Source organism: Bathymodiolus platifrons methanotrophic gill symbiont (assembly GCF_002189065.1).
Taxonomy (GTDB): Bacteria; Pseudomonadota; Gammaproteobacteria; order Methylococcales; family Methylomonadaceae; genus Methyloprofundus.
In genome coordinates, this window is sequence record NZ_BDMN01000566.1 from 1 (window position 1) to 1,285 (window position 1,285).

At 30.7% G+C, this 1,285-nt stretch carries 2 protein-coding genes; both read left to right on the forward strand.

The window, feature by feature from the left end; genetic code table 11:
* Positions 1–13 precede the first annotated feature (13 nt).
* Positions 14–781: an ABC transporter ATP-binding protein gene (locus CDZ78_RS20525; RefSeq protein WP_087871597.1), complete on the forward strand. Its 768-nt coding sequence runs from the start codon at positions 14–16 to the stop codon at positions 779–781.
* Positions 774–1,285: ABC transporter permease (locus CDZ78_RS20530; protein WP_140414270.1), on the forward strand; the 512-nt coding region annotated here is incomplete at its 3' end. The genes CDZ78_RS20525 and CDZ78_RS20530, both read left to right, overlap by 8 nt.

Here is a 1,285-nt window from a genome sequence, read left to right on the forward strand (position 1 = left end):
ATAGAAAGATTTAATGGAATTACATGTAGAGAATATTTCTCATTCTTATGAAAAGCTTGATGTTCTTAAGAATATTAATTTAATTATCAAAGAAAAAGAGATTGTTTGTATTGTTGGACCATCTGGTTGTGGAAAATCAACATTATTACGCTTACTTGGGGGCTTAGAGAAAGCAACAAAAGGAAGCGTAATGCAAATAGGAGAGCCTTCACTGTCCTCTTTGAATCCTTTAACCTATATTTTTCAGGATTTTGCATTATTACCTTGGAAAAATGTCTATGATAATATTGCTTTGGTCTTAGAGAATCACAATTTAAGTAAAAATGAAATAGATGACATAATAAAAGATGTATTAAAAAGAACCAAGTTGAGTGATTTTGAAAAAGCCTTACCCAAAAAATTAAGTGGGGGAATGAAACAAAGAGTTGCAATTGCAAGAGCTCTTAGTGTTAAACCTTCTATTTTATTAATGGATGAACCTTTATCCGCACTTGACAGTCAAACAAGAGAGTTATTATTAGAAGACTTGATTTCTTTATGGGAAAAAGAAAATTTTACAGCAGTATATGTAACACATAATTTAAACGAAGCTGTGCGTTTAGGACATAAAATTGTTGTTTTAGGAAATAGGCCTGGAAAGATTCAACAAATCATAGATATAAACATTCCTTTACATGAACGAAAAAATCATATTGTAGAACTTGAAAAAAAACAAAAAAACTTATGGGATATGATGAAAGAAGAAGCGCTTAATGCAGACAAGGAAATGTTAAATGTCTGAAAAAAAAGAAGTAGAATTTAGAGCCAATGGTTTTGCATATAAAAAAATACCTTTTTTAGGTGTTTTTACTTTTGTTCTCTTAATAATTTTACTTGAAATTGGAACACGATACAATTATATTTCTGATTTGACTCTACCAAAACCTTCTAATGTATTTGCTGCTTTTATTGAGCTATATGATTCGGGTTTATTGTTTGAGCATTTAATCCCTTCTTGCACCAGACTTTTTGTAGGTTCTTGTGTAGGGGTTTTTTTAGGCATTATCATTGGAATTTTAATTGCTTTGTTTAACACCTTAAGAGCTTCTCTTTTACCTTTACTATCAGCACTTTTCCCAGTACCTAAAATTGCTTTATTGCCTTTGTTTGTAATGTGGTTTGGTATTGATGAAGGTTCTAAATATGCATTAATTGCTTTAGGTACTTTTACTCCTACGGTAGTTGCTACATATGCAGCTGTTGATAATGTAGATAGAAATTTAATACGGATGGGGCAAAGTTTTGG